Annotated in this window: 28 protein-coding genes; 17 read left to right on the top strand and 11 right to left on the bottom strand. The window is 70.9% G+C overall.

Translation table 11 applies throughout. From position 1 onward, the window contains the following. Positions 1–286: 286 nt before the first annotated feature. The gene (locus ACQPXB_RS38405; protein ID WP_432846553.1) at positions 287–844 is read right to left on the bottom strand and encodes a DUF6891 domain-containing protein; all 558 of its coding nucleotides are present in this window, start codon (positions 842–844) and stop codon (positions 287–289) included. Positions 845–920: 76 nt separating this feature from the next. Here ACQPXB_RS38405 and ACQPXB_RS38400 point away from each other — a divergent pair, with 76 nt between their 5' ends. Then, on the top strand, positions 921–1,532 hold the full coding sequence (locus ACQPXB_RS38400) for a TetR/AcrR family transcriptional regulator (RefSeq protein WP_432846551.1): 612 nt from the start codon (positions 921–923) through the stop codon (positions 1,530–1,532). 9 nt (positions 1,533–1,541) lie between these two features. Here ACQPXB_RS38400 and ACQPXB_RS38395 read toward each other — a convergent pair whose 3' ends face one another. Beyond that, entirely contained in the window at positions 1,542–2,465 is a 924-nt protein-coding gene (locus tag ACQPXB_RS38395) for a GlxA family transcriptional regulator (protein ID WP_432846550.1), read from the bottom strand. Between the two features lie 155 nt (positions 2,466–2,620). On the opposite strand from ACQPXB_RS38395, the gene ACQPXB_RS38390 reads away from it, so the two are divergent. Continuing rightward, positions 2,621–3,058 carry a Rid family hydrolase gene (locus tag ACQPXB_RS38390; RefSeq protein ID WP_366584181.1) on the top strand — a complete coding sequence of 146 codons (438 nt, stop codon included), beginning with the start codon at positions 2,621–2,623 and terminating at the stop codon, positions 3,056–3,058. A gap of 43 nt (positions 3,059–3,101) precedes the next feature. On the opposite strand, the gene ACQPXB_RS38385 is transcribed toward ACQPXB_RS38390, so the two are convergent. Next, complete coding sequence (locus ACQPXB_RS38385) at positions 3,102–4,412, bottom strand: MFS transporter (RefSeq protein WP_432846549.1); 1,311 nt, start codon at positions 4,410–4,412, stop codon at positions 3,102–3,104. A 222-nt stretch (positions 4,413–4,634) separates the two neighbouring features. Then, a complete protein-coding gene (locus tag ACQPXB_RS38380; protein WP_432846548.1) occupies positions 4,635–5,432 on the bottom strand; it encodes an IclR family transcriptional regulator domain-containing protein in 798 nt (265 codons plus the stop codon). A 178-nt stretch (positions 5,433–5,610) separates the two neighbouring features. On the opposite strand from ACQPXB_RS38380, the gene ACQPXB_RS38375 reads away from it, so the two are divergent. Genes ACQPXB_RS38375 through ACQPXB_RS38360 form a run of 4 tightly spaced genes read left to right on the top strand, consistent with a single transcriptional unit; the run spans position 5,611 to position 9,965 of the window. Then, positions 5,611–7,032 (top strand): Rieske 2Fe-2S domain-containing protein, encoded by a 1,422-nt coding sequence (locus ACQPXB_RS38375; RefSeq protein WP_432846546.1) that lies wholly within the window; start codon positions 5,611–5,613, stop codon positions 7,030–7,032. Positions 7,033–7,035: 3 nt separating this feature from the next. After that, complete coding sequence (locus tag ACQPXB_RS38370) at positions 7,036–8,472, top strand: glutamine synthetase family protein (protein WP_432846545.1); 1,437 nt, start codon at positions 7,036–7,038, stop codon at positions 8,470–8,472. Next, entirely contained in the window at positions 8,450–9,400 is a 951-nt protein-coding gene (locus ACQPXB_RS38365) for a PDR/VanB family oxidoreductase (protein ID WP_432846543.1), read from the top strand. The genes ACQPXB_RS38370 and ACQPXB_RS38365 overlap by 23 nt, the downstream gene beginning before the upstream one ends. 19 nt (positions 9,401–9,419) lie before the next feature. Continuing rightward, a complete protein-coding gene (locus ACQPXB_RS38360) occupies positions 9,420–9,965 on the top strand; it encodes a cupin domain-containing protein (protein WP_366584187.1) in 546 nt (181 codons plus the stop codon). Between the two features lie 71 nt (positions 9,966–10,036). On the opposite strand, the gene ACQPXB_RS38355 is transcribed toward ACQPXB_RS38360, so the two are convergent. From ACQPXB_RS38355 to ACQPXB_RS38340, 4 genes are all read right to left on the bottom strand, one after another. Beyond that, positions 10,037–10,273 (bottom strand): DUF2630 family protein, encoded by a 237-nt coding sequence (locus ACQPXB_RS38355; RefSeq protein WP_432846541.1) that lies wholly within the window; start codon positions 10,271–10,273, stop codon positions 10,037–10,039. A 90-nt stretch (positions 10,274–10,363) separates the two neighbouring features. Then, positions 10,364–12,433 (bottom strand): transketolase, encoded by a 2,070-nt coding sequence (gene tkt, locus ACQPXB_RS38350; protein WP_386947343.1) that lies wholly within the window; start codon positions 12,431–12,433, stop codon positions 10,364–10,366. A gap of 174 nt (positions 12,434–12,607) precedes the next feature. Further along, on the bottom strand, positions 12,608–13,294 hold the full coding sequence (locus ACQPXB_RS38345) for a nitroreductase family protein (RefSeq protein ID WP_432846539.1): 687 nt from the start codon (positions 13,292–13,294) through the stop codon (positions 12,608–12,610). Between the two features lie 53 nt (positions 13,295–13,347). Beyond that, positions 13,348–14,022 (bottom strand): TetR/AcrR family transcriptional regulator, encoded by a 675-nt coding sequence (locus ACQPXB_RS38340; RefSeq protein WP_386947347.1) that lies wholly within the window; start codon positions 14,020–14,022, stop codon positions 13,348–13,350. 118 nt (positions 14,023–14,140) lie between these two features. Here ACQPXB_RS38340 and ACQPXB_RS38335 point away from each other — a divergent pair, with 118 nt between their 5' ends. The 8 genes from ACQPXB_RS38335 to ACQPXB_RS38300 all read left to right on the top strand — a co-directional run bounded on the left by ACQPXB_RS38335 (position 14,141) and on the right by ACQPXB_RS38300 (position 20,692). After that, positions 14,141–14,917, top strand: a complete 777-nt coding sequence (locus ACQPXB_RS38335) for an arylamine N-acetyltransferase family protein (protein ID WP_432846537.1) — start codon at positions 14,141–14,143, stop codon at positions 14,915–14,917. A 55-nt stretch (positions 14,918–14,972) separates the two neighbouring features. Then, on the top strand, positions 14,973–15,482 hold the full coding sequence (locus tag ACQPXB_RS38330) for a DUF4863 family protein (protein WP_432846536.1): 510 nt from the start codon (positions 14,973–14,975) through the stop codon (positions 15,480–15,482). Positions 15,483–15,501: 19 nt separating this feature from the next. Then, positions 15,502–16,218, top strand: coding sequence for a nitroreductase (locus ACQPXB_RS38325; protein WP_366584194.1), 717 nt, complete (start codon positions 15,502–15,504; stop codon positions 16,216–16,218). After that, the gene (locus ACQPXB_RS38320) at positions 16,215–17,000 is read left to right on the top strand and encodes an alpha/beta hydrolase fold domain-containing protein (RefSeq protein WP_432846534.1); all 786 of its coding nucleotides are present in this window, start codon (positions 16,215–16,217) and stop codon (positions 16,998–17,000) included. Before ACQPXB_RS38325 ends, ACQPXB_RS38320 begins: the two co-directional genes overlap by 4 nt. A gap of 92 nt (positions 17,001–17,092) precedes the next feature. Further along, entirely contained in the window at positions 17,093–17,674 is a 582-nt protein-coding gene (locus ACQPXB_RS38315; RefSeq protein WP_432846532.1) for a DsbA family oxidoreductase, read from the top strand. A gap of 115 nt (positions 17,675–17,789) precedes the next feature. Beyond that, the gene (locus ACQPXB_RS38310; protein WP_386947354.1) at positions 17,790–18,395 is read left to right on the top strand and encodes a hypothetical protein; all 606 of its coding nucleotides are present in this window, start codon (positions 17,790–17,792) and stop codon (positions 18,393–18,395) included. Between the two features lie 23 nt (positions 18,396–18,418). Beyond that, complete coding sequence (locus ACQPXB_RS38305) at positions 18,419–19,231, top strand: class I SAM-dependent methyltransferase (RefSeq protein WP_432846530.1); 813 nt, start codon at positions 18,419–18,421, stop codon at positions 19,229–19,231. 339 nt (positions 19,232–19,570) lie between these two features. Further along, positions 19,571–20,692 carry an IniB N-terminal domain-containing protein gene (locus ACQPXB_RS38300; protein WP_432846528.1) on the top strand — a complete coding sequence of 374 codons (1,122 nt, stop codon included), beginning with the start codon at positions 19,571–19,573 and terminating at the stop codon, positions 20,690–20,692. A gap of 61 nt (positions 20,693–20,753) precedes the next feature. Here the strand turns inward: ACQPXB_RS38300 and ACQPXB_RS38295 are convergent, their stop codons facing one another. Further along, positions 20,754–21,356: a CGNR zinc finger domain-containing protein gene (locus ACQPXB_RS38295; protein WP_386947360.1), complete on the bottom strand. Its 603-nt coding sequence runs from the start codon at positions 21,354–21,356 to the stop codon at positions 20,754–20,756. Positions 21,357–21,443: 87 nt separating this feature from the next. On the opposite strand from ACQPXB_RS38295, the gene ACQPXB_RS38290 reads away from it, so the two are divergent. Together ACQPXB_RS38290 and ACQPXB_RS38285 are read left to right on the top strand one after the other, a co-directional pair. Then, positions 21,444–22,601, top strand: coding sequence for an MFS transporter (locus tag ACQPXB_RS38290; RefSeq protein ID WP_432846526.1), 1,158 nt, complete (start codon positions 21,444–21,446; stop codon positions 22,599–22,601). Positions 22,602–22,606: 5 nt separating this feature from the next. Then, positions 22,607–23,212: a CGNR zinc finger domain-containing protein gene (locus ACQPXB_RS38285; protein WP_432846524.1), complete on the top strand. Its 606-nt coding sequence runs from the start codon at positions 22,607–22,609 to the stop codon at positions 23,210–23,212. Here the strand turns inward: ACQPXB_RS38285 and ACQPXB_RS38280 are convergent. Both ACQPXB_RS38280 and ACQPXB_RS38275 read right to left on the bottom strand, forming a co-directional pair. Beyond that, entirely contained in the window at positions 23,209–24,126 is a 918-nt protein-coding gene (locus ACQPXB_RS38280) for a pyridoxamine 5'-phosphate oxidase family protein (RefSeq protein ID WP_432846522.1), read from the bottom strand. The two genes, ACQPXB_RS38285 and ACQPXB_RS38280, sit on opposite strands and share 4 nt — an antisense overlap. 11 nt (positions 24,127–24,137) lie before the next feature. Next, positions 24,138–24,740: a CGNR zinc finger domain-containing protein gene (locus tag ACQPXB_RS38275; protein ID WP_366584204.1), complete on the bottom strand. Its 603-nt coding sequence runs from the start codon at positions 24,738–24,740 to the stop codon at positions 24,138–24,140. Positions 24,741–24,855: 115 nt separating this feature from the next. Here ACQPXB_RS38275 and ACQPXB_RS38270 point away from each other — a divergent pair, with 115 nt between their 5' ends. Then, entirely contained in the window at positions 24,856–25,722 is an 867-nt protein-coding gene (locus ACQPXB_RS38270) for a DUF427 domain-containing protein (RefSeq protein ID WP_432846520.1), read from the top strand. Positions 25,723–25,747: the final 25 nt, after the last annotated feature.

Below are 25,747 nucleotides of genomic sequence, written 5' to 3'. Positions count from 1 at the left end.
ATCTCACACTCACCAGCCCGGCACCGCCCCACGCGAAGGCCGAGGCGTGCGGCGCCCATGCGCGATTGTCGAGACGGAGCCCGCTCACCGGCCGCGCGTTGCAGGTTCCTGCCAGCCGAATGCCGCCCTCGCGACAGCAGGCGAGAGGCCGAAGCCGGGCGGTCCAAACCTTCCGCCCTTCCCTGCTTCACGGCCGCGCACCGACCGCGCGGCCAACGCGGCAGGCGTTTCACCTGCGCACGCCGAGCGACCTGCGAGTCCGATGTGGTCAGACCCCGCCCGAACCTCACCCCAGCCGCTTCCTCCACTCCACCTCCACCCGGATCCGTTCCTCCGGCGACCCGTCCCACGTCACCGACAGCTCCTGCGCCCGCAAGGCCGCGGCGACCACCTGGCCCACCTCCGCCGTGTCTGCCGACGAGTCCGCCAGTCGGCCGTAGGACAGCAGCAGTTCCCCTCCCTCGACGGCCCGAGCCGTGTCCTGCGAGTGGAAAAAGGCGAACCCCCGGTCGCCCGGAGCGGCTTCGGCGCCGATTTCCGTGAGACCGCAGTGCTGGCAGCACGTGAAGTCCGCGCGGGCCACGACGCCCTCGGCGGCCAGAGAAGAGAACGCCGCCAGTACCCGGTCCGGGTCGGTCACCGGGGGCCACGTGTGTTGTTCCGCCACCCGCGCCTGCCACAGCCGGTCGACGACGGCGCGGGCCTGCGCCGGCGTCACCGTGTCCGGCTCGAAGTACTCCGTGATGGCGACCGCGACGCCGTCGGGTGTGCTGAAGCCGCCGTGCACGAGCGGCCTCGCGAACTCGACGGCCTCGGGCAGGTCCTTCTCCTTGCGTCCCCACATGCCGGCCATGGTGCCGGCCACCCCCGACAGAAACGGCCGTTATCCTGGAGCGACCGGGCGGCGAGGAGCGAAACGAATGACTGTGGAGAAGGCGACCCGCACCTACCGCATGAGCCGGCGGGCCGACGCCATGGAGGACACGCGCCGCCGGATCACGGAGGCGATCGTCGAGCTGCACGAGTCGGTCGGGCCGGCGCGCACGACCATCGCGGGCATCGCCGAGACCGCGGGCGTGCAGCGCCACACCGTGTACCGCTACTTCCCGACGGAGGAAGACCAGCTCGCCGCGTGCTCCGCGCACTACTGGGGCCGGCACCCGTTCCCCGATCTCGAAGGCTGGCAGGCGATCGGCGAGCCGGTCGAGCGCATCACGTACGCGCTGAAGCAGCTCTACGCGTTCTACTCCGAAGTGGAACCGATGCTCGTCAACGCCCTGCGCGACGCCGTCGAAATGCCCGCCGTCGAGCGCGCGCTCGGGTCGATGGCGACGTTCCTCGAAGACGCCACGAGCCTGCTCTCCGCGGGCTGGTCGCCGGCGCGCGGGCGCAAGCGGTTCGTGGTCGCGGCGGTGCGCCACGCGCTCGCGTTCGACAGCTGGCGCTCACTCGTGCGCGAAGCGGGCCTGAGCACCAACGACGCCGCGAAGCTCATGGCCATCATGGTCTCCGCCGCGAAAACCACGCCCTGACAACGAAAACTAGAGCACGCTGTGCGCACGCCGGTAACCGGTCGGCGTCGTGCCCACCTCACGGCGGAAAATGGTCCGGAAGTTCGCCGCCGTCCCGAAACCGGTGGCCGCGGCGATGCGTTCGACCGGCCAGTCGGAGGTCTCCAGCAGCCGGCGCGCGCTGAGGATGCGGTGGTTGACCACCCAGCGCATCGGCGACATGCCCGTCTCGAGCTCGAAGTGCCGGATGAACGTGCGGCGCGGCAGGTTGCTGCGCTCGGCCATGCGCTGCACGGTGATCGGGTCGCCGATGTGCTCCATGACCCAGCTGCGCGTCGCCGACAGATCCGTTCGCGCGGCCGTGAGCACGTCGACGTACTGCGGCTGCGCGCCGCCGCGCGCGGGGGAGGCCACGACCTCCTTGCCGGCCTCGTGAGCGGCCGCCGCGCCGAAGTCGGTGCGGATGAGGTGCAGGCAGGCGTCGATGCCGGCGCCGGCGCCCGCGGACGTGAGGATTTTTCCGTCTTCCACGAACAGCTGGTTCTCCAGCACGCGCACCGCCGGGTACTGTTCGCGCAACGCGGCGAGGTACCGCCAGTGCGTGGTCGCCTCGCGGCCGTCGAGCACGCCGCTTTGGGCGAGCGCGAACGCGCCGGTGCAGATCGCCACCACCCGCGCACCGCGGTCGGCGCCGAGGCGGATCACGTCGAGGTACTCCTCGGGCAGCGGCACCTCGGGCTCGTCGTAGCCGGGCACGATCACGATGTCGGCCTCCGGCGCGTCGGCCAGCGAATGCGTCGGGCTGATGCCCAGCGGCGACCCCGTGGTCTCCTTGCCGCACACGAGCACCTGATAACCCTCTTGCCGGCCGAGGATGTGCGCGGGGATACTGAAGTCGAGCCCCATGACCCGGGGCACGGCCAGCAACGCCACGACCAGCTGCGTGCGGGGCAACGGACGTCTCCTCGGATCGCACCGGAACCAACTCCCGCCAGGCTACCCGCAGTGGCACGATCCTTGCCCAATCTGGCATCGAAACGGCTGGTGAGCGCCCTGCCCACGCTCGTAGTGTTCGAATTCGACCACGCGGCAGGAAGGCTGAAAACCCCATGAGCAAGCCGATCGAGAGGACCACGGAGAACTTCGGGGTCCCGTGGGAAGGCATCTACGGCTACGTCCAGGCCGTGAAACACGGCGACACCATCTACGTCTCCGGCCAGCTGTCCCACGACGGCGACCAGCTCGTGGCTCCCGCGCCCGTGGACGAGAACGGCGCCGTCACCGACTTTTCCGCCATGGAAGAGCAGATGCGCCGCTCGTACGTGAACGCCGCCGAGCTGCTGAAGCGCTTCGGCGCGACGCTGGCCGACGTCGTCGAAGAGGTGCTCTACGTCCTCGACATCGACGCGGCCTTCGCCGTGGCGGGTCCCGTGCGCAAGGCGGCCTACGGACGGGAGGACCCGCAGGTCGCCAGCACGCTGGTCGGCACGACGCGGCTCGCCTTCCCCGAGCAGCTCGTGGAGATCAAGCTGATCGCGCGGGTCTGACCCGTCCGTGGAGCGCCCTCGCCGGGGGATCCGGCGAGGGCGTTCAGGCGTCGTGCGCCGAGTCGCGGCCCGAGTCCACGAAGAACGCCGCGACCACACCGCCGATCGCGCACAGGATCCCGATCACCACGAACGCGGTGTTGTAGCCGTCGACCTGGTTGCGGGCACCGTCGATCAACGCGCCCGTCGCCCACGGCGCGATGATCCCCGACGTGCTCTGCAAGGCGATGAACAGGCTCAGCACGCTGGTGCGCTGCGAAGGCGCCGCGGCCGTCCCGATCGCCGCGTACACGATCGGCTGGGCCACCAGCGTGAGGCAGTAGCCGGCGACGAGGATGACGTAGGCGAGGTAGCGCGCGCTGCCCGCCAGTGGCAGCACGGCCAGCAGCACCCCGCCGGCGGCGAGCGAGAGTGTCGGCACGAGGCCGTGAGAGATGCGCGCGGACACGCCTCGCGCGAGCAGCCGGTCGGTCAACCAGCCGGAGCCGAGCATGAACACCATGCCGATGACGCTCGGCAGTCCGAAAAGGACACCCGAGGTGAGCGTGGAGAACCCCAGCCCGGCTTCGAGGTAGGACGGGAACCAGCTGAACACCACGGAGATCAGCGCGTACATCGGATACGTGGCCAGCAGGAGCACGATGAACGTGCGGCTCCTCGCCACCTTGAGGAACGTCCGCCGCCGCGCGGCCCGGTCCACTTTGCCCGGTGCCTCGGGCGTGACCGCGAACGGCCCGGTGCGTCCCGCGAACAGCCACACCGCGCACCAGACGAGACCGGCGAGACCCAGCGCGAAGAACGCCGAGCGCCACCCGGAGTGCACGATGAGCAGGGTCAGCAACGGCGCCGCCACGATCTTCGCGAGCGACGCGCCGGACGTGAGGACGGCGGTGGGCAGGCCGCGCTTCTCGCGCGGGAACCAGCTGTACGCGGTGGAGTTCGCGACCGCCGTCGCCGGGCCCTCGGCGGCACCCAGGCCGATGCGGGTCACGAGCAGCACGCCGCCGCCGGCGAAGAAGAACACCGGCAGCTGCGTGGCCGCCCACAGCAGCGACATCACGAACAGCAGCCACTTCAGCGGCACGTGCCGCGTGGCGAGGAAGCCGACGCCGACGGCGCTGAGGCTGTAGAGGAAGTAGAACGAGCTGCTGATCAACCCGAACTGCGACGCCGACAGGTGCAGTTCCTTCATGAGCGGCTGCGCGGCGAGCGCGAGGGAGATGCGGTCGGCGAAGTTGAGGACCATGAAGACGGCGAGCAGGAGCAGCACCGTCCACGCCATCGCCGGCCGGTAGCGCGGCTCCGGTCCGGCGACGGCGACGAGCGGGATCTCCGGGGTTCTCGAGGTGGTCACGGGATTCCCTTCGCTGGTGCGACGGCGTTGTCGCCCATCGCGGTGGTGGGGTTCTCCGAAAGGAAACGGGAGTGTCCGAAGTGGCCAGACGATCGGCGCACGCGGCGCCCTGGCGATCGGTGTGAGGACAGTATGTCGGAGTTTCGTTACAGTCAACACCTGCAACGTAATTGTCCCGCACGTCCGGCTTGCCGATGCGGAAGTCCCACCAAACGCGGGGTGTCAGACGAGCTGCGGCTGCAGCTCCTCGGCGGCTTCCCGCAGCGCGGGCAGCACGCGTTCCCGCATGTCCGCCTCGGAGATCCGCTCGACGCTCGTCCCGATGTTCAGCGCGGCGATCGGCGTGCCGTCCCACCGGCGCAGTGGCACGGCCGCCGAGTGGAAGCCCGCCTCGACCTCGTGGGCGACATACGCGCACCCGGCCTCGGCCACCTCCGCGACCTTCTTCTCCAGCGTGGCCACGCCGTCGTCGTCGAGGCTCGCGTGGCTGACCAGGTGGCGGTGCCTGCGCTCGGCATCGAGGCCGCTGAGCAGCACCAGACCCAGCGCGGACTGCGCCGCGGGTACCCGGAACCCGATGCCTTCGCCGATCGGCAGGGTGTGGCGCGGCAGGGCCCGCGCGATCATCACGGCCGCCGGTCCGTCGAGGACCGCGGCGGTGCAGGACGCCTGGAAGACCTCGGCGAGGCGGTCGCACCGTGGCTGCAGCACGTGGCTCACCGGGTTGGTCGTGAGGTAGGCCGACGCGAGCGTGAGCACCTTCGGGGCCAGGCGGTAGGCCTTGTCGTCGGCGACGATGTAACCGAGGTGCGCCAACGTGAGCAGGGCGCGGCGCACGGTCGCGCGGGGGAGTTCGAGCTTGCGGGCCAGCTGCGCCTGCGTGAGGCGTTCTTCGGTGTGGTCGAATGCGGTGAGCACGAGCAGGCCGCGTTCGAGGGCTTCGGAGTAGTCCGAGCGGCTGGTGCCGTCCACTTCGCGGGCCGCCCGGCGGGCCTCGTCCCGCGCGTTGAGCTTCGACACTCCACCAGCTCCGTTCGATTAACGCACAGCTTGTCGCGAAATGTAGCACGAACGTCGCCCAGGGCCTTGCGACGACCAACCGCGCGTGCCTACAGTGTTCACATCAGAACCGAGTGTTCGTTAATTGAACTTTCTGCCCCACCACGCTGGACGACGAAGGCGCGAGGAGAACGCTGCGATGCGCGCGGACGACAACCGGAAGATCACCGAGACCGGGCCCGGTACTCCGGGCGGCGACTGGATGCGGCTGTACTGGCAGCCCGTGGCGCTGACCGAGGAGCTCGACACCGAACGCCCGGTGGTTCCGCTGCGGGTGCTCGGTGAGGACCTCGTGCTGTTCCGCAACGCCGACGGCTCGCTGGGCCTCATCGACCGCCGCTGCGCCCACCGTGGCGCGGACCTTTCCTTGGGGCGTCTGGAAGACGGCGGCCTGCGCTGCTACTTCCACGGCTGGCTCTTCAACGGCAACGGGTCCTGTATGGACACTCCGGCCGAGCCCGAGGACAGCAAGCTCAAGGCCAAGGTGAAGATCCGCTCGTACCCGGTGCAGGAGTGCAACGGAATCGTGTGGGGCTACCTCGGCGACGGCGAGCCGCCGAACCTGCCCGCGCTCGACTGCTTCGTGGCGCCGCCGGAGTACACGTTCGCGTTCAAGGGTTATCTCGACTGCAACTGGCTGCAGGCGCTGGAGGTCGGGATCGACCCGGCGCACGCCTCCTACCTGCACCGGTTCGAGGAGGACGAGGACACGAGCGACAGCTACGGCAAGCAGTTCCGCGGCGCGTCGCTCGGCACGAACCTGCCGATGACGAAGATCCTGCGCGAGTACGGCCGGCCCGAGATCCTCAACGCCCGCACCGAATACGGGCAGCGCATCGTCGCCCTGCGCACGCTCGACAAGGACGGTCTCGACGGCTCGTCCACCCACGTGCGCATCACGCACCAGGTGTTCCCGCACGGCATCACGATCCCGCTGAGCTCCACCATGGCGATCACGCAGTGGCACGTGCCGATCGACGACGTCTCCTGCTACTGGTACGCGATGTTCACCAGCCTCGACGAGCCCGTCGACCAGGAAACCATGCGCGCGCAACGGCTCGACGGCATCACACTCCCGGACTACAAACCGGTGCGCAACCGGGCGAACAACTACCGCTTCGACCCCGAGGAGCAGCGCACGCAGACCTACACCGGGCTGGGGCGCGACATCAACGTCCACGACCAGATGGCGGTCGAGGGCCAGGGGTACGTCTACGACCGCAGCCGCGAACACCTCAGCCGCTCGGACCGTGCGATCGTGACCTACCGGCGGATGGCGTTGCAGGCCATCGACACCGTCGCCGAAGGCGGCAGCCCCGACCTGCTGCTCAAGGACGGTGCGGACGTCGAAAGCCGCGGCCCCATCCCGCTCGACGGCATCGGGCCCACCGGCGAGTGGGAGGACTACTGGGCGAGCTCGATCGCCGACCTGCGCAAGGCGAGCCCGTGGGCCTCGCACCTGCAGGCGGCGCTCGCGACGGGACTGGCGGGCGTGCCGGGCTCGGCGGTCGAGCCGGACCGTTCTTCGTCACCCGACGCCTACGACCGCACGCGGGACTGAGGCATGGGGTTCATCGAGAAGTTCGGGCTCTGGACCGAGGAGCAGCAGGAAGCGGCGAGAGCCGTCCTGGCGCGGATCGGCGCGGAGGGCCTGCGGACGATCCGGGTGTCCTTTGTGGATCAGCACGGGATCCTCCACGGCAAGACGATCCCGGCGAGCGGGCTGGCCGCCGCGTTCCGCAGTGGGCTGAGCTGTGTGTCGACGCTGCTGTCGAAGGACACGTCCGGTACGACGGTGTTCTCGGCCTTCAACGCCGACGGCGGCCTCGGCGTGGCCGAGATGGCGGGCGCGGCCGACGTGGTGATGGTGCCCGACCCCACGACGTTCCACCTCGTGCCCTGGGCCGAGGACACCGCGCGGATCCTCTGTGACCTGCGGTTCGGCAACGGTGAGCAGGTGCCGTTCTGCAGCCGCGGCGTGTTCCGCACGGCGCTGGACCGCGCGAGCGTCGCCGGGTTCACCTACGTCACTGGGCTGGAGATCGAGTTCCACCTCTACCGGCGGGCTTCGCATTTCCCCAACGACGACGGGATCGGCCGCTGCACCACGCCGACCCCGGTCGAGCCGATCAACCAGGGCAACCAGCTGCTGAGCGAAAACCTCGGCGACGAGGTCGAGCCCGCCACCCGGCGCATCCGCGAGGCGCTGGAACGGATGGGGATCGAGCTGCGCAGCATCGAGGTCGAGCTGGGGGCCAACCAGCTGGAGGTCACGCTCGACCCGGGCGCCGGGCTCGCTTCGGCCGACGCGATGGTGCTGTTGCGCAGCACGGTCAAGCAGGTGGCGCGGCGCAACGGTTACCACGCGACGTTCATGTGCCGGCCGCAGATCACCGACAGCAAGTCGAGCGGCTGGCACCTGCACCAGAGCCTCGTGTCGCCGGACGGTGGGCACAACGCCTTCGTCCCGGCCGACGGCGAGGGTGCGATTTCCTCGGTGGGCAAGCAGTTCATCGCCGGTCAGCTCGCGCACGCGAGCGCGGCGTGTGTGTTCGCGAACCCGACCGTGAACGGTTACAAGCGGTTTCAGCCGTACTCGATGGCGCCCGATCGGATCGCGTGGGCGCGGGACAACCGCGGTGCGATGATCCGGCTCGTCGGCTCGGCCGAGGACGCCTCGACGCACATCGAGAACCGGGTGGGGGAGTCGGCGGCCAACCCATATCTGTACATGGCTTCGCAGCTGCATTCGGGTCTGAACGGGGTCGAGGGGGCGTTGCCGTTGCCGCCTTCGGCCGACGATCCGTACACGACTGACGCCGGGCGGCTGCCGGCGAACCTGGCCGCGGCCGTCGACGCGCTGGAGGCCGATGCCGGGCTGCGGCGGGTGATGGGTGAGCAGTTCGTGGCTTACTACGCCGCGATCAAGCGGGCCGAGATCGCGCGGTTCGAGCGGACGGTCACCGATTGGGAGCATCGTGAGTACTTCGACCTCTACTGATCTGTCGTTGCGGGTCACGCGCGTGACCTGGGAAGCCGCGGGAGTGGTGGGGCTCCGGCTGACCGGTGGTTCGCCGTTGCCGGCGTGGGAGCCGGGGGCGCACCTCGACCTGAAGCTGCCGTCGGGGCTGGGCCGGCAGTACTCGCTGTGCGGCGACCCGGCCGACCGGCTGCACTACGACATCGCGGTGCGGCTGGAGGACGCCGGCCGCGGCGGGTCGGCCGAGATCCACGGCACGGCGCTGGTCGGGCGTGAGCTGCTGGTGGAGCGGGTGCGCAACCACTTCCCGTTGGCGGACGCCGAGTCGTACTTGCTGATCGCCGGCGGAATCGGCGTCACGCCGCTGCTGCCGATGGCGCGGGTTCTGGCGGAGCGTGGGGCCGACTTCTCGATGGTCTACTGTGGACACGGCGCTGCCACCATGGCCTTCCGCGCGGAGCTGGCCGCGATCTGTGGTGACCGGGTGTCCTTCGTCGACACTTCCGTCGAGCCGCGGCCGGATCTGAAGGAGCTGATCGGCGGACTGGCACCGGGCGCGGCGGTGTACTGCTGCGGCCCGGCCGGGTTGCTCGAGGGCGTCACCGAGGTCTGCGAGGCCGCCGGTGTGCGGTGCGAGACCGAACACTTCGCCGCCGCGCCTTCTCTCGATGCTTCCGTGGGCGAAGAGGTGGAACTCGAACTGCGCCAGTCCGGCCTGACCGTCGTGGCCGGCCCGGACACCACCCTGCTGCAGGCCATCCGCGACGCCGGGGTCGACCTCGAGTCCGACTGCGAAGAGGGCTACTGCGGCACCTGCGAAACCCGGGTGCTGGAGGGCACGCCCGATCACCACGACGTGGTGCTGTCCAACGCCGAACGCGCGGCGGGGAAGACGTTCTTCCCTTGCGTGAGCCGGGCCTGCGGCCGCAAGCTCGTGCTGGACCTGTGATCACGAGGAAGGAAACCAGGTGGGCGAGGAAAACCGGACGAAGGTCGCCGTGGTGCAACCGGGGGACGAGTCGGACCAAGTGGCGCTGCCCGGGTTCGGCGCGGTGTTCAAGCTGACGCACCGGAACAACGGCGGCGAGGTCGCGATCCTCGAGCACCCGTTCGCGGTCGGCTCCATCACCGCGCCCCACCGCCACACCCGCGAGGACGAGCACTCCATCGTGCTGGCCGGTCACATCGGCTTCCGTTCGGACGACGCCGAGGTCGTCCTCGGCCCGGGCGGCTACATCACCAAACCCCGCGGCGAGATGCACGCCATGTGGAACGCCGGCAAAACCCCGGGCCGCATCGTCGAGGTCATCACCCCCGGCGGCTTCGAAACCTACTTCCGCGACCTCAGCGACCTGCTACTCGCCCACACCGCCGGCACCCTCGGCGACGCGCCGAACCTCCACGAAACCGACGAGTTCGCCCGCCTGGCCACCAAGTACGGCCTGACCTACGGCACCCCGGACTGGCTGGACGACGTCGTCCAGCGCTACGACCTCAACACACCCACCCACTGACCGCCCGCCTCGGCGGCTGGGCGCCGCCCCGGCCTCTCGTCAGCGCGCCCGTCCGCCACCGGCCGGTCGGCTCAGTTCGACGTGTCCGCCGGGTCGTCGGTGGCGTCGCCGGCGTCGAAGACGGAGAGGGCGCGCCGCTGTTGGAGGAGGCGGACGACGGCGTCCAGTTCGGACTCGAGTTCGGTCAGGCGCGCCTGTTCGGCGGGGGAGAGGCCACCGCCGTGGTGGATGGCGCGGGTGCGGAGGTCGTGTTCCTCGTCGAGAAGCGCCGCGAGGCGATCGGTGATTGCGTGTGAAGTCGTGCCCATGTCACCCACCCGTTCGAGCCGGCCCCGGCCGGGTCGGGGTGACCCGGCCGGGATGACGTGCAATGCGGAAATCCCGGCCGGGCGTGGGCATCAGGCCACCTTGGCCAGCGTTGCCCGGGCGGCGGACACCACGGCCTCGGGCGTGAACCCGAACTCGCGGAACAGCGTCGCGTAATCGGCCGAAGCGCCGTAGTGCTCGATCGAGACGATCTCGCCGGCATCACCCACGAACGGGTACCACGGCAGCGCGATCCCGGCCTCGACGGCGACCCGCGCCTTCACCGACGGCGGCAGCACCGAATCACGGTAAGCCTGGTCCTGCGCGGCGAACCACTCGAAGCACGGCAGCGAAACCACGCGCGTCGGCACGCCCTCGGCCTCCAGCCGCTCCCGGGCCGACACGGCGAGCTGTAGCTCCGAACCGGTCCCGATCAGCACCACCGCCGGGGCACCGTTCGACGCGTCCGCCAGCACATAACCACCGCGCGCCACGCCCTCGGCCGAAGTCCCGGCCAGCACCGGCACCGGCTGCCGGGTCAACGCGAGCGCGGTCGGGTGGTCGACGTCCTCGATCGCGGCCTGCCACGCCGCGACGGCCTCGTTCGCGTCGCCGGGGCGCACCACGTTCAGGCCCGGAATCGCCCGCAGCGCCGAGAGGTGCTCGATCGGCTGGTGCGTGGGCCCGTCGCCGCCGACGCCGATGGAGTCGTGCGTCCACACGTACACCACCGGCAGCCGCATCAGCGCCGCCAGCCGCACCGACGGGCGCATGTAGTCGCTGAACGCGAGGTACGTCGCGCCGTACGGCCGGGTGCCGCCGTGCAGCGCGATGCCGTTGAGAATGGCGCCCATCGCGTGCTCGCGGATGCCGAAGTGCAGGGTCCGCCCGTACGGCTCCGCGGCCCACATCTTCGTCGCCGCCGCGACCGGCCCGAACGAGTCGGCGCCCGTCATCGTCGAGTTGTTGCTCTCCGCGAGGTCGGCCGAACCGCCCCACAGCTCGGGCAGCACGTCGGCGACCGCGTCGAGGAACGCGCCGGATCCCTTGCGCGTCGCCATCGAAGCGCCCACCTCGAACGACGGCAGCCCGGCGGCCCAGCCCTCCGGCAGCGCCCGCGTCGAGAGGCGCTGCAGCAGCGCGTGCCGCGAGGGGTGCGCCGCGGCCCACTCGTCGTACTCGCCCTGCCACTGCGCCCGCCAGGCCTGACCGCGCTCGACGGCCTTGCGCGTCCGGGCCAGCACGTCGTCCTCGACCACGAAGTGCCGCTGCGGATCGAAGCCCAGCACGCGCTTCACCGCCGCGACCTCGTCGGCGCCGAGCGCGGAGCCGTGGATCTTGCCGGTGTTCATCTTGGTCGGCGCGGGATAGCCGATCACCGTGCGGAGCCGGATGTACGACGGGCGCGGGTCGGTCTTCGCCGCCGCGATGGCGTCCTGGATCGCGGCGACGTCCTCGCCGTCCTCCACCACCTGCACGTGCCAGCCGTACGCGCGGTAGCGCTCGTCCGTGTCCTCGGACAGCGCGATGTCCGTGTGGTCTTCGATCGAAATATCGTTGTCGTCGTAGAACACGATCAGGTTCGCCAGCTGCTGGCGGCCCGCGATCGACGACGCCTCGGAGGTGATGCCCTCCTGGATGTCACCGTCGGAGGCGATCACGTACACGAAGTGGTCGAAGATGCTCTGCCCCGGCGCGGGTTCGGGATCGAACAACCCGCGTTCGCGCCGCGACGCCATGGCCATGCCCACAGCGTTGGCCAACCCCTGCCCGAGCGGACCGGTCGTGACCTCGACGCCCTGGGTGTGGCGGTACTCCGGGTGCCCCGGGGTGAGCGAACCCCACCGGCGCAGCTGCCGCAGGTCTTCGAGCTCGAGGCCGTATCCGGCGAGGAACAGCTGGATGTACAGCGTGAGGCTGGTGTGCCCGGCGGACAGGACGAACCGGTCGCGCGCCGGCCACGACGGGTCGGCCGGGTCGTGGCGCATCTCGCGCTGGAACAGCGTGTAGGCCAGCGGCGCGAGGCTCATCGCCGTGCCGGGGTGACCGTTTCCGGCCCGCTCGACCGCGTCGGCGGCGAGCACCCGGACGGTGTCCACGGCGCGGGTGTCGGTGTCGGTCCAGCCTTGCGGGCGGCGGCGGGTGGTGACGGTGTCGGGCACTGTGCTCAGACTTCCCCTGCGTAGTCGGGTTTTCCCGCCCGTTGTGCACACGCGCCGAGCCGGTTCCGCGTCGTCCGGCGGGCTTCCGGGCGGCGCGGTCGGTCACCGGGCTCGACTGTAATGAGCCGGAGCGAGCCCCGGCAACTCACCGTGGGGCTGCTCTCAGCGGATGACTCAGCTGTGTGAGTTTTCGGACCAGAGTGGTTCGGGAACGGACACGCCGAACTCGCGGCCCCACCGGTTGCGGCTGCTCACCTCGTGCACGGGGCGGCGGTTCGCGGCGACGCCCCACTTGCCGCGCGGGTACCCCATCGCGACCATGGCCGTGAGCTCCCAGCCCTCGTCCTCGGGCACGTCGAGCAGCTCCATGACCCGGTCGGACTCCAGGCGCAGCATCGTGGTGAGCACCCCGCCGACCCCCTCCGAACGCGCGGCGAGCAGCGCGCTCCAGATGGCGGGGTAGATGTTGGCTCCGCCGTGGTTGTCGATGGAGAAGACGAACAGCAGCAGCGGGATCTCGGTGAAGTGGTCGGTCAGGAAGTCGCCGGACTTCGCGATCCGCCGCATCGTCTCGCGGTGGTTCTCCGGGTCGTGGATCGGCTGCGCAAACGTGCCGGCCGAGATCTCCTCGTACTCCCTTGCCCGGCAGCGCCGCCAGATCGGGGCGAGTTCGGCCTTGATGCCCGGATCGTCCACGGCCAGGAAATGCCAGCGCTGGGTGTTGCCGCCGTTCGGCGCCCGGATCGCGGCGTCGAGGATGCGCGCCTGCACGTCCAGGGGAATCGCGTCCGGATGCATGCGCCGCATCATCCGTGTGGTGTAAAGGGCTTCGTGGACGTCCATCGAGGGCACAGGCGGCATGGGCCGATTATGCCCCGGTTTACGTTACAGTCAATGATCGGAACTAATTCGGCTCACCGTTTGCCCGAAGTGGACGCCCGCCGCCGCGCGGGCTTCTTCTCCAGCGCCGGCCAGAGCACGGAGACGACCGCGCCGGGGATCTCGGTTTTGGCTTCCCCGCGGTAGAACGCCGCGAAGTACGCACCGAAGCACATGGTCGCGATGGTGTGCTTGTCGATCTCCTCCCGCACGGCGCCGCGGTCCTGCAGGTGCGTCAGCACGCTTTCGACGAGCTCCACGCGGGGCTCGACGGAGTGCTTGCGCAGGATGTCGAGCAGCTCCGGCGTGCGGATCGCCTCGCCCGCGAAGTTGCCCATGAGCACCATCGCGTCCGGGTTGAAGTACGCCGGGTCGAGCCGGCGGACGGCCTCCGTCAGCGCCTCGCGCGGCTCGAGTCCACTGAGGTCGAACGCGTACATGTCGCGCTGCTTGCGGAAACCGTAGTCGAGCGCGTCGACGACGAGCTCGAACTTCGTGGCCCAGCGGCGGTACAGCGTGGGCCGGCTGACCTTCGCGTCGGCGGCGATGTCGCCGATCGTCATGCGGGAGTAGCCGTCGAGGACGAGCCGCCGGCGGGTGGCGAGGATGATCGCCTCGTCGAGCGCGGCGTCGCGGGGACGCCCGCCCGGCCGGGGTCCGTCTTCGGTGCCGACCTGCTCGTCTGCCGTCGCTTCGCGTGTCCGCGCCATGGCTCCACCTCGCCGAGAAAACCGATCGGCGAAGCATATCCGATCCGTTACACGACGGCGTTGTTATCCTGATGGTTACGTGCACTCATTGTAATGAAACAGCACTGGAGGAACGATCGTGGACGTCGAGGACTACCTCCACCGGATCGGCGCGGCCCGCCCCTCGGTGCCGGATCTGGCGGCGCTGCGCGAGCTGCAGCGACGGCACCTCGAGAGCGTGCCGTTCGAGAACCTCGGGTTCTACCTCGGGGAGCAGATCGAGCTGGCCGAGCCGGCGCTGCTCGACAAGATCGTGGGCCGGCGCCGCGGCGGGCTCTGTTACGAGCTCAACGGGGCTTTCGCCCTGCTGCTGCGCGAAGTCGGGTTCGAGGTGCAGCTGCTGGCCGGCCGGGTGATGCGCCGCGAGGGGTTCTTCGGGCCGCCGTTCGACCACCTGGCTTTGCGCGTGGACCTCGACGAACCGTGGCTGGTCGACGTCGGCTTCGGCCGCTTCAGCCTCGCGCCGCTGCGGCTGGCCACGACCGACGTCCAGCTCGATCCGGGCGGCCGGTTCACCGTCGAGCCCGCGCCACACGGTGACGTCGATGTGGTGTGCGACGGCGCGATCGTCTACCGGCTCGAGCCGCGGCCGCGCGAGCTCGACGACTTCGTCGCCATGGCGTGGTTCCACGAGACCTCGCCCGCCTCGCTGTTCACGCAGCGGCCGACGTGCTCGCGCTCGACCGCGGAAGGACGCGTGACGATCACGGGTGCCCGCCTCATCGAGACGATCGGCGGGGAGCGCGTCGAGCAGGCGCTCGAAGGCGATGCTGCGGTCCTCGACGCCTACCGCGAGCACTTCGGCCTGCGGTTCGATCGGGTACCGAGTTTCGTTACAACACTTGACTGTAACTAAACGTGGACGTACGGTGCGAGAACGCCGAACCACAGCGGACCGAACGGAGTCGACGATGACCACGCCCCAGGAGCTGATCGACCGCAGCATCCCGTTCCTTAACGAGGTGAAGAACCGCACCGCGAGCGGGGAGCTGGAGTCCTGGCTCAACACCCGCTACGGACCGGACAGCGAGCTCTACCAGGACCTCGCTCGCATGATCACCGAGGGCGTCGAGGCCGGCTGGGCCGCCAACATCGAGGTCGAGGGCAAGAAGTACCGCCGCAGCCGCATCGCCGAGCCGCAGGACGTGCTCAACTACTTCAGCATCACGGCCGTCTACATGGACAGCGTCGAGCCGTTCCGCGGCCAGTACCACCAGCACCCCTACGGCGAGCTCAACCTCGTGGTGCCGCTCGACGCGGACGCGAAGCTGATGGGCCCCAACGGCTGGAGCGGCCCCGGCTGGACCGCGCCCGGCCCCGGCAGCCACCACTACCCGGAGGTCAAGGGTGGCGCGCTGATCGCGTTGTTCTACCTGCCCGCCGGCCGGATCTCCTACGACATCCAGCCGCCCGCGGCCTGAACCCGGGGAGCCCAGCGCCATGAACCCGGCGTCCACGATCGAGGAAGCGATGGCGACGCGGCGCAGCTGCCGGGCGTTCCTGCCGACGCCCGTGCCGCGCGCGCAGGTCGAACGGCTGCTCGCGCTGGCGTCGTCCTCGGCCAGCAACTCCAACAGTCAGCCGTGGCAGGTCCACGTGCTCACGGGTGCCGCCAAGCGCGCCTTGACGGCCGACCTGCTGTGCGCGTACGACGAGGGCCGGCGCGCCGTCGGCGAGTTCGCCTACCAGCCGGCGGCGGACTCGTGGCCCGAGCCGTTCCGCTCGCGCCGCCGTCGTTTCGGTGAAGGCCTGTACTCCGAAACGCTCGGCATCGCGGCCGACGACACCGCCGGCCGCGACGGCCACCACCGGCGCAACTACGACTTCTTCGGCGCCCCGGTGGGCTTGGTGCTCACGGTGAGCCGGGGACCACTGCAGGGTGCGCTGATCGACGCCGGTCTGTTCCTCCAGGGACTGATGTTGTCCGCGCGCGGAGCCGGGCTGCACACTTGCGCACAGGCCTCGTTCATCGATTACCACCCGGTGTTGCGCCGCCACCTCACCATTCCGGACGACCACCTCGTGGTGTGCGGAATCGCACTCGGCTATGCCGACGACGAACACCGCCTTGGTGGATATCGCACAACGCGGGAGCCGGTGGAATCCTTCGTCACCTTCTACGATTCCGCTGTGACTCATCAGGTGGAACCGGCGTGACGGCCGACCGCGACCTCGTCTACGCGACGGTCGGCGGCACCCGGCTGATGGTGGACATCCACCACGCCCCCGCCGCGGGCGCACCCGTCGTGCTGTACCTGCACGGCGGCGGGTGGACCCGCGGCGACCGGCGCGGCGAGGCCGCACGCCGGCAGGCGCCCTTGGCGGAGCACGGTGTGACCGTCGTGTCCGTCGATTACCACCTGGCACCGGAGGCGGTGTTCCCGCAGCAGGTGCACGACGTCAAGGGCGCCGTGCGCTGGCTGCGGGCCAACGGCGCGCGCCTCGGCCTCGAGACCGGGCGGCTCGGGGTCTGGGGCGCGTCCGCCGGTGCGTACCTCGGTTCGCTGCTGGCGTTGTCGCCGGGCGACGCCGAGCTGGAGGGCACGGTCGGCGGTCACCTGGACCAGTCCAGCGCCGTGCAGGCCGTGGTGCACTGGTTCGGGCAAGCCGACCTGGCGGCCACGGCGGCGCGCAGTGAGCTGGAGGCGAAGCTGCTGCCGTTCCACTTCGAAGCCGACTTCCTCGGCGGCGCCGACCCGGCGGGACATTCGCTCCTGACGTGGGTTTCGGCGTCGGCGCCACCGTTCCTGATCGCCCACGGCGACCGCGACCGGATCGTGCCGCCGGGGGAGGGCCGCGCGTTGCACGACGCGCTCGTGCGGGCCGGGGCGAAGAGCAGCTTCGTGCTGCTGGGCGGCGCCGGGCACGAGGACCCCGCGTTCGACGGCCCGGTGAACCTCGCGACCACGGCGGCGTGGCTGCGCGCCGTTCTGGCCTGACCCCACCCGCGCGTACCGGGCGCCGGGACTAACGCGCCGGATTGTTTCGTTACAGATCATGAACGTATCGAAACAATCCGAAGGAGTCCCGGATGTCCCCGACCCCGACCGTGGAGCACTGGTTCGATTTCCTCTGCCCCTTCTGCTACGTCGCCCAGGATCGCAACCGGGTGCTGCGCGAACACGGCGTGGTGGTGAACGAACATCCGCTCCAGATCCACCCCGAGATCGGCCCCGGCGGCAGCCTGGCCGGCCCCCGCGTCGGCCCGACCTACGAGTTCCTCGCGCGCGAAGCCGAAGCCGCGGGCCTGCCGCTGAAGTGGACGGACCGGATCGCCTACTCGCTGCCCGCACTGGGCGCGTACGCCACGCTCGACGACCCCGAAGTCGCCGACCGCTTCGCCACCTCCGTGTTCAACGCGTACTTCGGCGAAGGCCGGGACCTCGAATCACGCGACCTGCTCCTCACGCTGGCCGAGCAAGCCGGCGGCGACCCCGAGGTCGTCCGCGCCGCCTGGGAATCGGGCGAAGCGGACCGGGCCGTGGGCCGCTCGGCGATCCTCGCGTACGAGAACGGCGTCGAGGGCACTCCCGCCTGGGTGTCCGGCGGCCGGAGCTTCAGCGGGTTGCGGCCACGTGAATGGTTCGTGACGTGGGCTGCGTCTCTCAGCTGAACCCAGGGTGTCGCACGATCCGTGTCACAAAGGTCTTCGCAGGTCAGTGTGGGTGATAATGTGCGAAGAAGATCACCCGCACGGCCGATCGGTCCAGTCAGAAAGCCGCTCCACGATGGTTTTGTTCGGCACGGGTGATTCGCTCACCTTCGCCTTCGACGAGTCCCGCCGGCTGCGCATCTCCGCCCCGCCCGGCCAGTTGCCGTTGGCCGCCTTCCTCTACACCGACGCACAAGCCGACGCCGCCACCGTCGGGCAGCTCATCGGCCTGCTCCGCCGAGCGCAGCGTGAAGCCAAGACCTGGCTCGGCAACGGCACTTCCGTCACGTTCACCGGCGAGGACGTCGGGCTCGAAAGCCTCTACGGCACCTGGCCGCACACCGTCGTGCCGCAGCACGTGTTCTTCGCCGCGCTCGAGTCCCTGCACCGGTTCCTGCTCGCGTCCGGCGCGACCCCGGCCGAAACGGGCATCACGCGCCGGGCCTCCGAATACCGCAACCTGAAGAACGGCCGGTTCTCCTTCGTCGACCACACCTACTTCCCGCCCGACTGGACGCCCGAGGCCGTGTCCGCGGCCGGCACCGCCGCGTGGTCCTCGCCCGACGTCCTGCGCGACCCGGCCACGGGCGCCTGGTCCGGCACCTTCGCCGACCTGGAGATCGCCGGCTACCACAACCCCGCGACGGGCGAGGTGCTCACGTATTTCCCTGTGCAGCACTGATCCGCGTCCCTAGGCTCACGGCCATGGCGGGCTGGGAGTGGGACGAAACGCTGTACGCGGGCAGTGCGGCTTATTACGCGCGCGGCCGCGTCGCCTATCCGGCCGCGCTCGCCGACGCGATCGCCGGCGCACTGCGGCTCGACGGTTCCGGCCGCCTGCTCGACGTCGGCTGCGGCCCGGGCTCGCTCACGCTGCTGCTCGCCCCTCACTTCGCGGAAGCCGTCGGCCTCGACGCCGACCCCGGCATGCTCGCCGAAGCCGCCCGGCTGGCCGCCGCGAACGGGATCACCACCACGCGCTGGGTCCACGCGAAGGCCGAGGACCTGCCGGCCGGGCTCGGCTCGTTCCGGCTCGTCACGTTCGCCCAGTCCTTCCACTGGTTCGACCGCCCCCGGGTCGCCGCGGCGGCGCGCGGAATGCTCGACCCCGGCGGCGCCTGCGTCCACGTGCACGCCACCACCCACCGCGGCACCACGACCGCGTCGGCGCCGCCCCACGGGCAGATCACCGAGCTCGTGCGCGCGTACCTGGGCGAAACCCGGCGCGCGGGCCGCGGTGTCCTGCCCGACGGCACGGCCGGCGGGGAGACGGAGATCTACCGCGCCGCCGGGTTCACCGGCCCGGAGCGGATCGCGGTGCCGGGCCCCACTGTCGTCCGGGATATCGACGACGTCGTCGCCACGGTGTTCTCGTTGTCGAGTTCCGCCCCGCATCTCTTCGGCGATCGCTTGGCCGCTTTCGAGTCCGAATTACGGGGCCTTCTCGGCGCCGCGAGCCCGTCCGGAAAGTTCCGTGAGCAGATGCGCGAGTTCGTCGTGGATGTCTGGCGGCCGTGAAATCCGGCGAGGTTGTCACACCAACGGGTGGTTTATCCGACGATCACTCCGCGGAACACCGCGTGGCGCCGAACGAAGGGCCAGGATCCGCGCCGCGCAGGGGAAGCGGGCGAAATCGGCCGCACCGCGCTGACCACGGCGAATCGTCGCGCAGGGGCGAATTTCCCTAGTCCCCCTAATGGGGTGGGGCCCGAAATCCCTAATGCCGATGTGCCGAACCCCCGGGGTGGCCCCCGATGGCCGCCGAACGGCGGCGTCCTATCTTCGTCCCCGAACCCCTTCGACTTCGCGGCATGCCCACGACGGCCGAATCAATCAGTGCACAGGAGACAACAGACTATGGACGCGGTGCAGAACCTGCACGAATTCGCCATGACCCTGCTGAGCGACCCGCAGGCCGCGGCTGCCTACGCCGCCAACCCGCAGGGCCTGCTCGACGCTGCTGGCCTGGCCGACGTTTCGCCGGCCGATGTGCAGGACATCATGCCGCTGCTGGCCGACACGGCCCCGCTGGCCGCCGCCCCGAGCCTGCCGGTCTTAGGCAACGTGCTCTCGCACGCGGCCGGCGAGCGCGCCGACCTGCCGAACGTGACGGGCCTGGCCAGCGGCCTGCCGAACCTGAGCGGCGTGTTCGAGACCGTCAGCGACGTCGCGGACTCGACCGGCGTCAACACCCTCGCCCACGGCACGCTGGGCGCCGTCTCGAACGTCGTCGACCACGTGGCCGGTGCGGTCAACGGTGTCCCGGTCGCCGGCCCGGTCGTGGCCGCCGGTGCGATCGACCTGGAGAACACCGTGAGCGCGGTGGGCGAGCACCTCTTCGACGGCAAGCTCGTGGGCTCCGCGGTCGACGCCACCACCAACCACCTGGGCGACGCCCTCATGCCGCAGGCCGCCGTGGCCGCGATCGCGGGTGTCCCGGCGGTCGGCGGCCCGGTGTCGGGTCTCGTCGAGGACGTCCGCGTCACCGGCGCCGGCCTGCTCGGCCACGTCAACGAGGCCATCGGCTCCACCCCGGTGGGCGTCGCGCTGAACGGTGGCGACGAGCGCGCCGACTTCGGTGCCGCGGGCGACCTGTCGCACACGCTGGACCACGTCGTCCCGGCCGCGGCCGCCGTCCCGGCGCTGCCGGCCCTCCCCGCGGTTCCGGGTGTCCCGGCCGTCCCGGCTCTGCCGGCCGTGCCGAACGTCGCCGGCACCGTCGGCTCCGTGACCCACACCCTGTCGGCCGCCGCGCCGCAGGCCCCGGTCGCGGGCGACGCCGTGCACCACGTGCTCGACACCGTCGGCCAGGCCGACACCGCGGGCATCCAGCACACCCCGATCGCCGACGTCGCGGACGCGGCCCACACCGGCTCGCCGCTGGGTGGCGTCGAGACGCACGCGCAGGACCTGGTCCACGGCCTCGACCTGCACGCCGCGACCGACGCGCTCGGCCACCTGCCGCTGCTCGGTCACTGAGTTCCGCCGCTCAACCAAAAAACAGGCCCGGACCGCTTGGTCCGGGCCTGTTTTTTGTTCTCTAGGAAGAAATCGCGTGCGTCCGCCGGTAGTGGCGCGCCACCCGCGCCCGGTTGCCGCAGATGTTGCCCGTGCACCACTGCCGCCGCTTCGTCTCCGCGACGAACAGCATCGAGCACGTGGGGTTCGCGCAGCGGCGCAGTTTCTCCAGCTGCGCCGGGGAAGACAGCAGCTCGATCGCCTCGGTGGCGATCGCGGCCAGCGCCGCGTTGCCGCCGTGCTCGGTGTGCCAGCGCGTGGCCGCGGTCAGCGTGCCTTCGGCGTCTTCCGCCAGCCGCAGGCTGCGCGGCACGGCCGACGCGAACGCGTTGAGGTCCTCGATCGAAACCGCCTGCGGCGCCCGCGTCTCCAGGTGCGACTCCAGCAGGTCGCGGATCGCCGCGCGCAGCCGCCGGGTCGCGGCCGCGGCGGGGACGCTCGCCTCGGGCAGCCGGGGCAGCTGCAGCCGCCACCAGGTCTCGTACCCGTCCGTCGGTTCGATCAGGTCGACGGCGGGGTCCACCGCCGTCATGAGGGTGTCGGCGAGGTCGAGGGCCACGAGCGGCTCGCCGCCCATGGGGAACCCGGCTGCCTGCACGTCCTCGAGGGTCGGTCCGGCGGTCATGGCTCCACGATATCCGGCAGAGCGCCGCGAGGTGGTCAGAGCGCGGTTAGTAACTCATACTGAGGTTACTAACACACTGGAGGAGCCATGCGGCCGTGGGCCAGGGTCGGTGCGGCGGTGCTCGCGGTCGGCTGGGGCGCGAACCAGTTCTCGCCGCTGCTCATCGTCTACCGAGACCAGGAGCACCTCTCGCCGACGGTCGTCACGGCGATCTTCGGCGCGTACGTGGTCGGGCTGATCCCGGCCTTGCTGCTGGGCGCGCGGTTCTCCGACCGGCTCGGCCGGCGCCGCGTGATGCGGCCGGTGCTGGTGCTTTCCGCGCTGGCTTCGGTGATCCTGCTGTTCGGCGCCGGGTCGACCTGGGTGCTGGCGCTCGGCCGGCTCGTCGCGGGAATCGCTTCGGGTGCCGCGTTCGGGCCGGGCAGCGCGTGGATCAAGGAGCTGTCCACTGACGCCGGCCCGGGCGCGGGTGCGCGCCGGGCCGCGGTCTCGCTGTCGGTCGGGTTCGGGAGCGGGCCGCTGGTCGCCGGGGTCCTGGCGCAGTGGCTGCCGGCACCGGCCGTGGTGCCGTACCTGGTGCACATCGCGGTGACGGTGGTGGTCGGCGTGCTGGCGTGGCACGTCCCGGAAACCGTGCCGGCCGCGGCTTCCTCGGGGCAACGGCGGCGCGCGCTCAGGCACGCGTTGACCAGCCCGGAGTTCCTCCGCCGGATCGTGCCGAGCGCGCCGCTGGTGTTCGGCGTGGCGACGACGAGTTTCGCGGTCCTGCCGGCGCTGTTGCCCGCGCCGGTCGCGCCCGTGGCGAGCAGCGGGGTGATCGCGGGCCTGACGCTGGGCAGCGGGCTGCTCGTCCAGCCCGTGGCTCGCGCTCTGGAACGACGGGGCAGCCCGCTGGTGCTGACCTGCGGTCTCGGCCTCACCGTGGCGGGGTTCCTGCTCGCCGCGCTGTCGACCGAGCTCAGGCAGGCCCTGCTGACGCTCCCCGCCGCCGTGGTCCTGGGCGCGGCTTACGGGATGCTGTTGGTCGGCGGGCTCAGCCGCGTCGAAGCGCTGGCGGAGGCGGCCGATCTCGCCGGCGTGACGGCGGTGTTCTACTGCCTGGCTTACCTCGGGTTCGCGGCGCCGTACCTGTTCGCGGCGGTCGACGTCGTCATCCCGGCGCCCGTGGCCTTCGTGGTCGCGGCCGGGGTGAGCGTGGTGCTGGTGGTCGTCACCGCGCCCTTCCCCGTCCGTGCGGCGCGGTGATCACCGTGACCCAGCCTCGCGTCCGCGTGACCGCCCAGCTCAGGGAACTCCGCTTCGACGCCGGTTCCCGCGCCCTCGACCTCGTCGCCACCGTCGGCCGCCGCCCGACCGCGGTCATCGAGCGTCTCGGGGACACCGGCCGCCTCGACGCGTGGGCCGGCGGGGTCGGCCTGCCGCTGCTCCCGGGCGCGGCGACCGCCGCCGCGCTGGCCGACGCGCAACGCTTGCGGGAGGCCGTGTTCCGCGTGGTCACGGACGTGATGGCCGACGCCCCGGTGGACCCCGCCGCGGCCGCGACGGTCGAGGGCTACGCCCTCCTCGCCACGGAACCACCGCGGCTGGACCTGGCCGCGGACGGTCGCCTGGCCTCCGGCCCCCGCCTCCGCACGTCCGCCGAGCTGCTCTCCACCGTTGCCCGCGACGCTATCGACCTCGTCACCGACCCGGCCCGCCGGACCCACCTGCGCGCCTGCGACTCACCCGTGTGCCGCATGCTCTTCCTCGACCCGCCCGGCGGCCGCCCGCGCCGCTGGTGTTCCATGCGGCGTTGCGGCAACAGCAGCAAAGCGGCGGCCTTCCGGGACCGGGCAGCGTCTACTGTGGACTCTTAGGCCGTCACCCGGGGGTTGTGCGGGGAAGGCACCACGTCAGACGCGTGGAGCGGCACTCCGGTGCGCGCCACCACCCGCGTCGGGTGGAAGCGGACGCGGCGGCCCGTGGCGTCGTCCTCGCCGGCGGTGCCCGGGGTGACCCATTCCAGCGTGGCGGTGCCGGTCAGCTGGAGTGTGGTGCCGGTGGTGAAGTCGAGGAACAGCAGCGCCGCCTCGGGGTCTGTGGTGATGTTGCCGAGGCTGTTGAACAGGTTGTTGCCCGCGTAGTCCGGCCACCACAGGTCGTCGCCGTCGAGGCGGACGAAGCCGGGCTCGCCGCCCTTGTGGGACGAGTCGGCGCCGCGCGTCGGGTGGATCGTGCCGAGGAAAAACGTGTCCGCGCGGCGGATGAGGGCGCGGTGGGCGTCGGTCAGGGCGTCCGACCGTTCGACGGCGGCCGGTGCCGGCTCGGGGTCGATCTCCAGCCGGCGTTGCTGGATGTAGGACGGGCAGTTGCCGTAGGCCTGCTCGACGTCGAGGAGGAACCCGCCCTCGGCCGAGGCGACGACGGTGCCGTTCACCCGCAGCCGGCGCCGGGTCGCGAACTCGACGGCGATCAGGCCCACCGGCTCGGCGGCGGGCAGCTCGTGCAGGGGATCGCCGGCGCCGGGGCGCGTGTGCACGACCAGCGTCGTGTCGAAACCCTCCAGGAACCCGGCCGGCCCGAGCAGGGGAGACGTCCACAGTGTCCCGTCGGCGTCGCGCGCCGTGACGGCGGCGAACTCGCGCTGCGCGAGGAAACCCTCGGCGCCGCGGCTCAGCTGCGCGGGCGCGAGCATGCCTTCGAGCCGGGCCGCTTCGAACTCGAGCCCGGCCTGCCGTTGCACGCTCAGCTCGCCGGCGTGGAATCCGGCGACGATCGGCTGCGTGGTCATGGTGTGCCCTCTCATCCGGCTTGCTGGTCGTGGGTTCGGCGGTAGTGGCGGGCGACCCGCACGCGGTTGCCGCAGACGTTGCCCGCGCACCACTGGCGACGCCGGTTCGTGGCGAGGAACAGCATCGTGCAGTCGGGGTTCGCGCAGCGGCGCAGCCGGGCGAGGCGCGCGGGGTCGGCGAACAGCTCGATCGTCTCCCGGGCGATGGCCGCCAGCGCGACGTTGCCGCCGTGCTCGCCGTGCCAGCGCGTGTGCGCCTCCCAGGACTCGTGCGCTTCGAGCCGCGGGCTGGTCGGCACGGCCGCCGCGACCGCGTTGACCTCTTCGAGCGACGCCGGCGCGGGCCCGCGGCCGTCGAGGTGCGCTTCCAGCAGGTCGCGGATCGCGGACCGCAGCCGGCGGGTGGGCACGAGGTCCGGCGCCGCCGACCCGGGCAGCCTCGGCAGCTCCAGCTGCCACCACGTCGCGTAGCGCCCGGGCGAGGCGAGGAGGTCGCCGTCGCCCGGCTCCGTCTCGGCCGCGAGTGTGTCGGCGAGATCCAGCGCGACCAGCGGTTCTCCGCCCATGGGGAAGCCGGCCCGTTGCAGGTCCTCCAGGCTGACACTACTGCTCATGCGGCGAGTGTACGCATTAGTTATCACTGTAGACAAGTTTTGAAGGGGCCTTGTGCTCCTCTAGCTAACGGATATACAGTCTGCGAATCCGTTAGTGAGAAGGAAGGCGAAAGTCATGGGACTGGCATGGCAGCAGGGACCGCTTTCGACGAGGTCGGTCGGCAGGTTCCTCACCCCGGAGCCGTTGCCCGAGCGGTTGCTCTTCGTGGAGCCGCTGCGCAGGCGGATGCGCGTCCGTTTCGGTGGCGAGTGGCTCGTCGACAGTGAAGACGTGTTGCTCCTGCACGAACCGGGCCACTACCCGGTGGCGTTCTTCCCGAAGGCCGCCGTCGCCGACGGCGTGCTGGAGTCGAGCGGCCGCGTCACGAAGCACCGCGAACTGGGCGACACCACGTGGTACACGGTCGTGGCCGGCGAAGGCCGCGCCGAGCGTGCGGCGTGGGAGTACACCGGGCTGCCGGAATACGCCGACGTGCTGAAGGACCGCGTCGCCTTCGCGTGGCGCGCGATGGAGGCCTTCTACGAGGAGGACGACCGGATCGTCGGCCACGCCGCGGACCTCTACCACCGCAACGACATCCGCAGCACGTCGCGTCACCTCGTGGTCCGCGACGGTGACCGCGTCATCGCCGACACCCACAACCCGGTGGTGCTGTACGAATCCGGCTTCGCGCCGCGCTGGTACGTGCCGCGCGAGGACATCGTGGACGGAGCGCTGACCCCGGTCGACGGGCAAACGTTCTGCCCGTACAAGGGCATCGCCAGCTACTACGACATCGGCTCGCACGCCGGCGCCGCCTGGTCGTACGAGCAGGCCTGGACCGAGGTCGAACGCGTGTCCGGCCTGGTGTCGTTCGAACCGGACAAGATCGAGGTCTACCTCGACGGCGTGCGGCAGTCGCTGGCGCCCGGCCAGACCGTGATCCCGCACGGCGTGGACCGCTGCCTCGACACCGACGAGATCGAGAAGCGCACCGCCTGAAACGGCGGGCCTTACCGAATCCGAA

This window comes from Amycolatopsis sp. CA-161197, assembly GCF_050942255.1.
GTDB lineage: Bacteria > Actinomycetota > Actinomycetes > Mycobacteriales > Pseudonocardiaceae > Amycolatopsis.
The sequence above is the reverse complement of the archived record's forward strand: the minus strand, read 5'-3'. Positions and strand labels throughout refer to the sequence as shown.

What these genes read in the sequence shown, in the direction of transcription:
- ACQPXB_RS38405 (WP_432846553.1), bottom strand. Translation starts at nt 844, where the DNA reads ATGTGGGGACGCAAGGAGAAGGACCTGCCCGAGGCCGTCGAGTTCGCG.
- ACQPXB_RS38400 (WP_432846551.1), top strand. Translation starts at nt 921, where the DNA reads ATGACTGTGGAGAAGGCGACCCGCACCTACCGCATGAGCCGGCGGGCC.
- ACQPXB_RS38390 (WP_366584181.1), top strand. Translation starts at nt 2,621, where the DNA reads ATGAGCAAGCCGATCGAGAGGACCACGGAGAACTTCGGGGTCCCGTGG.
- ACQPXB_RS38375 (WP_432846546.1), top strand. Translation starts at nt 5,611, where the DNA reads ATGCGCGCGGACGACAACCGGAAGATCACCGAGACCGGGCCCGGTACT.
- ACQPXB_RS38370 (WP_432846545.1), top strand. Translation starts at nt 7,036, where the DNA reads ATGGGGTTCATCGAGAAGTTCGGGCTCTGGACCGAGGAGCAGCAGGAA.
- ACQPXB_RS38355 (WP_432846541.1), bottom strand. Translation starts at nt 10,273, where the DNA reads ATGGGCACGACTTCACACGCAATCACCGATCGCCTCGCGGCGCTTCTC.
- ACQPXB_RS38345 (WP_432846539.1), bottom strand. Translation starts at nt 13,294, where the DNA reads ATGCCGCCTGTGCCCTCGATGGACGTCCACGAAGCCCTTTACACCACA.
- ACQPXB_RS38340 (WP_386947347.1), bottom strand. Translation starts at nt 14,022, where the DNA reads ATGGCGCGGACACGCGAAGCGACGGCAGACGAGCAGGTCGGCACCGAA.
- ACQPXB_RS38330 (WP_432846536.1), top strand. Translation starts at nt 14,973, where the DNA reads ATGACCACGCCCCAGGAGCTGATCGACCGCAGCATCCCGTTCCTTAAC.
- ACQPXB_RS38325 (WP_366584194.1), top strand. Translation starts at nt 15,502, where the DNA reads ATGAACCCGGCGTCCACGATCGAGGAAGCGATGGCGACGCGGCGCAGC.
- ACQPXB_RS38315 (WP_432846532.1), top strand. Translation starts at nt 17,093, where the DNA reads ATGTCCCCGACCCCGACCGTGGAGCACTGGTTCGATTTCCTCTGCCCC.
- ACQPXB_RS38310 (WP_386947354.1), top strand. Translation starts at nt 17,790, where the DNA reads ATGGTTTTGTTCGGCACGGGTGATTCGCTCACCTTCGCCTTCGACGAG.
- ACQPXB_RS38305 (WP_432846530.1), top strand. Translation starts at nt 18,419, where the DNA reads ATGGCGGGCTGGGAGTGGGACGAAACGCTGTACGCGGGCAGTGCGGCT.
- ACQPXB_RS38300 (WP_432846528.1), top strand. Translation starts at nt 19,571, where the DNA reads ATGGACGCGGTGCAGAACCTGCACGAATTCGCCATGACCCTGCTGAGC.
- ACQPXB_RS38295 (WP_386947360.1), bottom strand. Translation starts at nt 21,356, where the DNA reads ATGACCGCCGGACCGACCCTCGAGGACGTGCAGGCAGCCGGGTTCCCC.
- ACQPXB_RS38290 (WP_432846526.1), top strand. Translation starts at nt 21,444, where the DNA reads ATGCGGCCGTGGGCCAGGGTCGGTGCGGCGGTGCTCGCGGTCGGCTGG.
- ACQPXB_RS38280 (WP_432846522.1), bottom strand. Translation starts at nt 24,126, where the DNA reads ATGACCACGCAGCCGATCGTCGCCGGATTCCACGCCGGCGAGCTGAGC.
- ACQPXB_RS38275 (WP_366584204.1), bottom strand. Translation starts at nt 24,740, where the DNA reads ATGAGCAGTAGTGTCAGCCTGGAGGACCTGCAACGGGCCGGCTTCCCC.
- ACQPXB_RS38270 (WP_432846520.1), top strand. Translation starts at nt 24,856, where the DNA reads ATGGGACTGGCATGGCAGCAGGGACCGCTTTCGACGAGGTCGGTCGGC.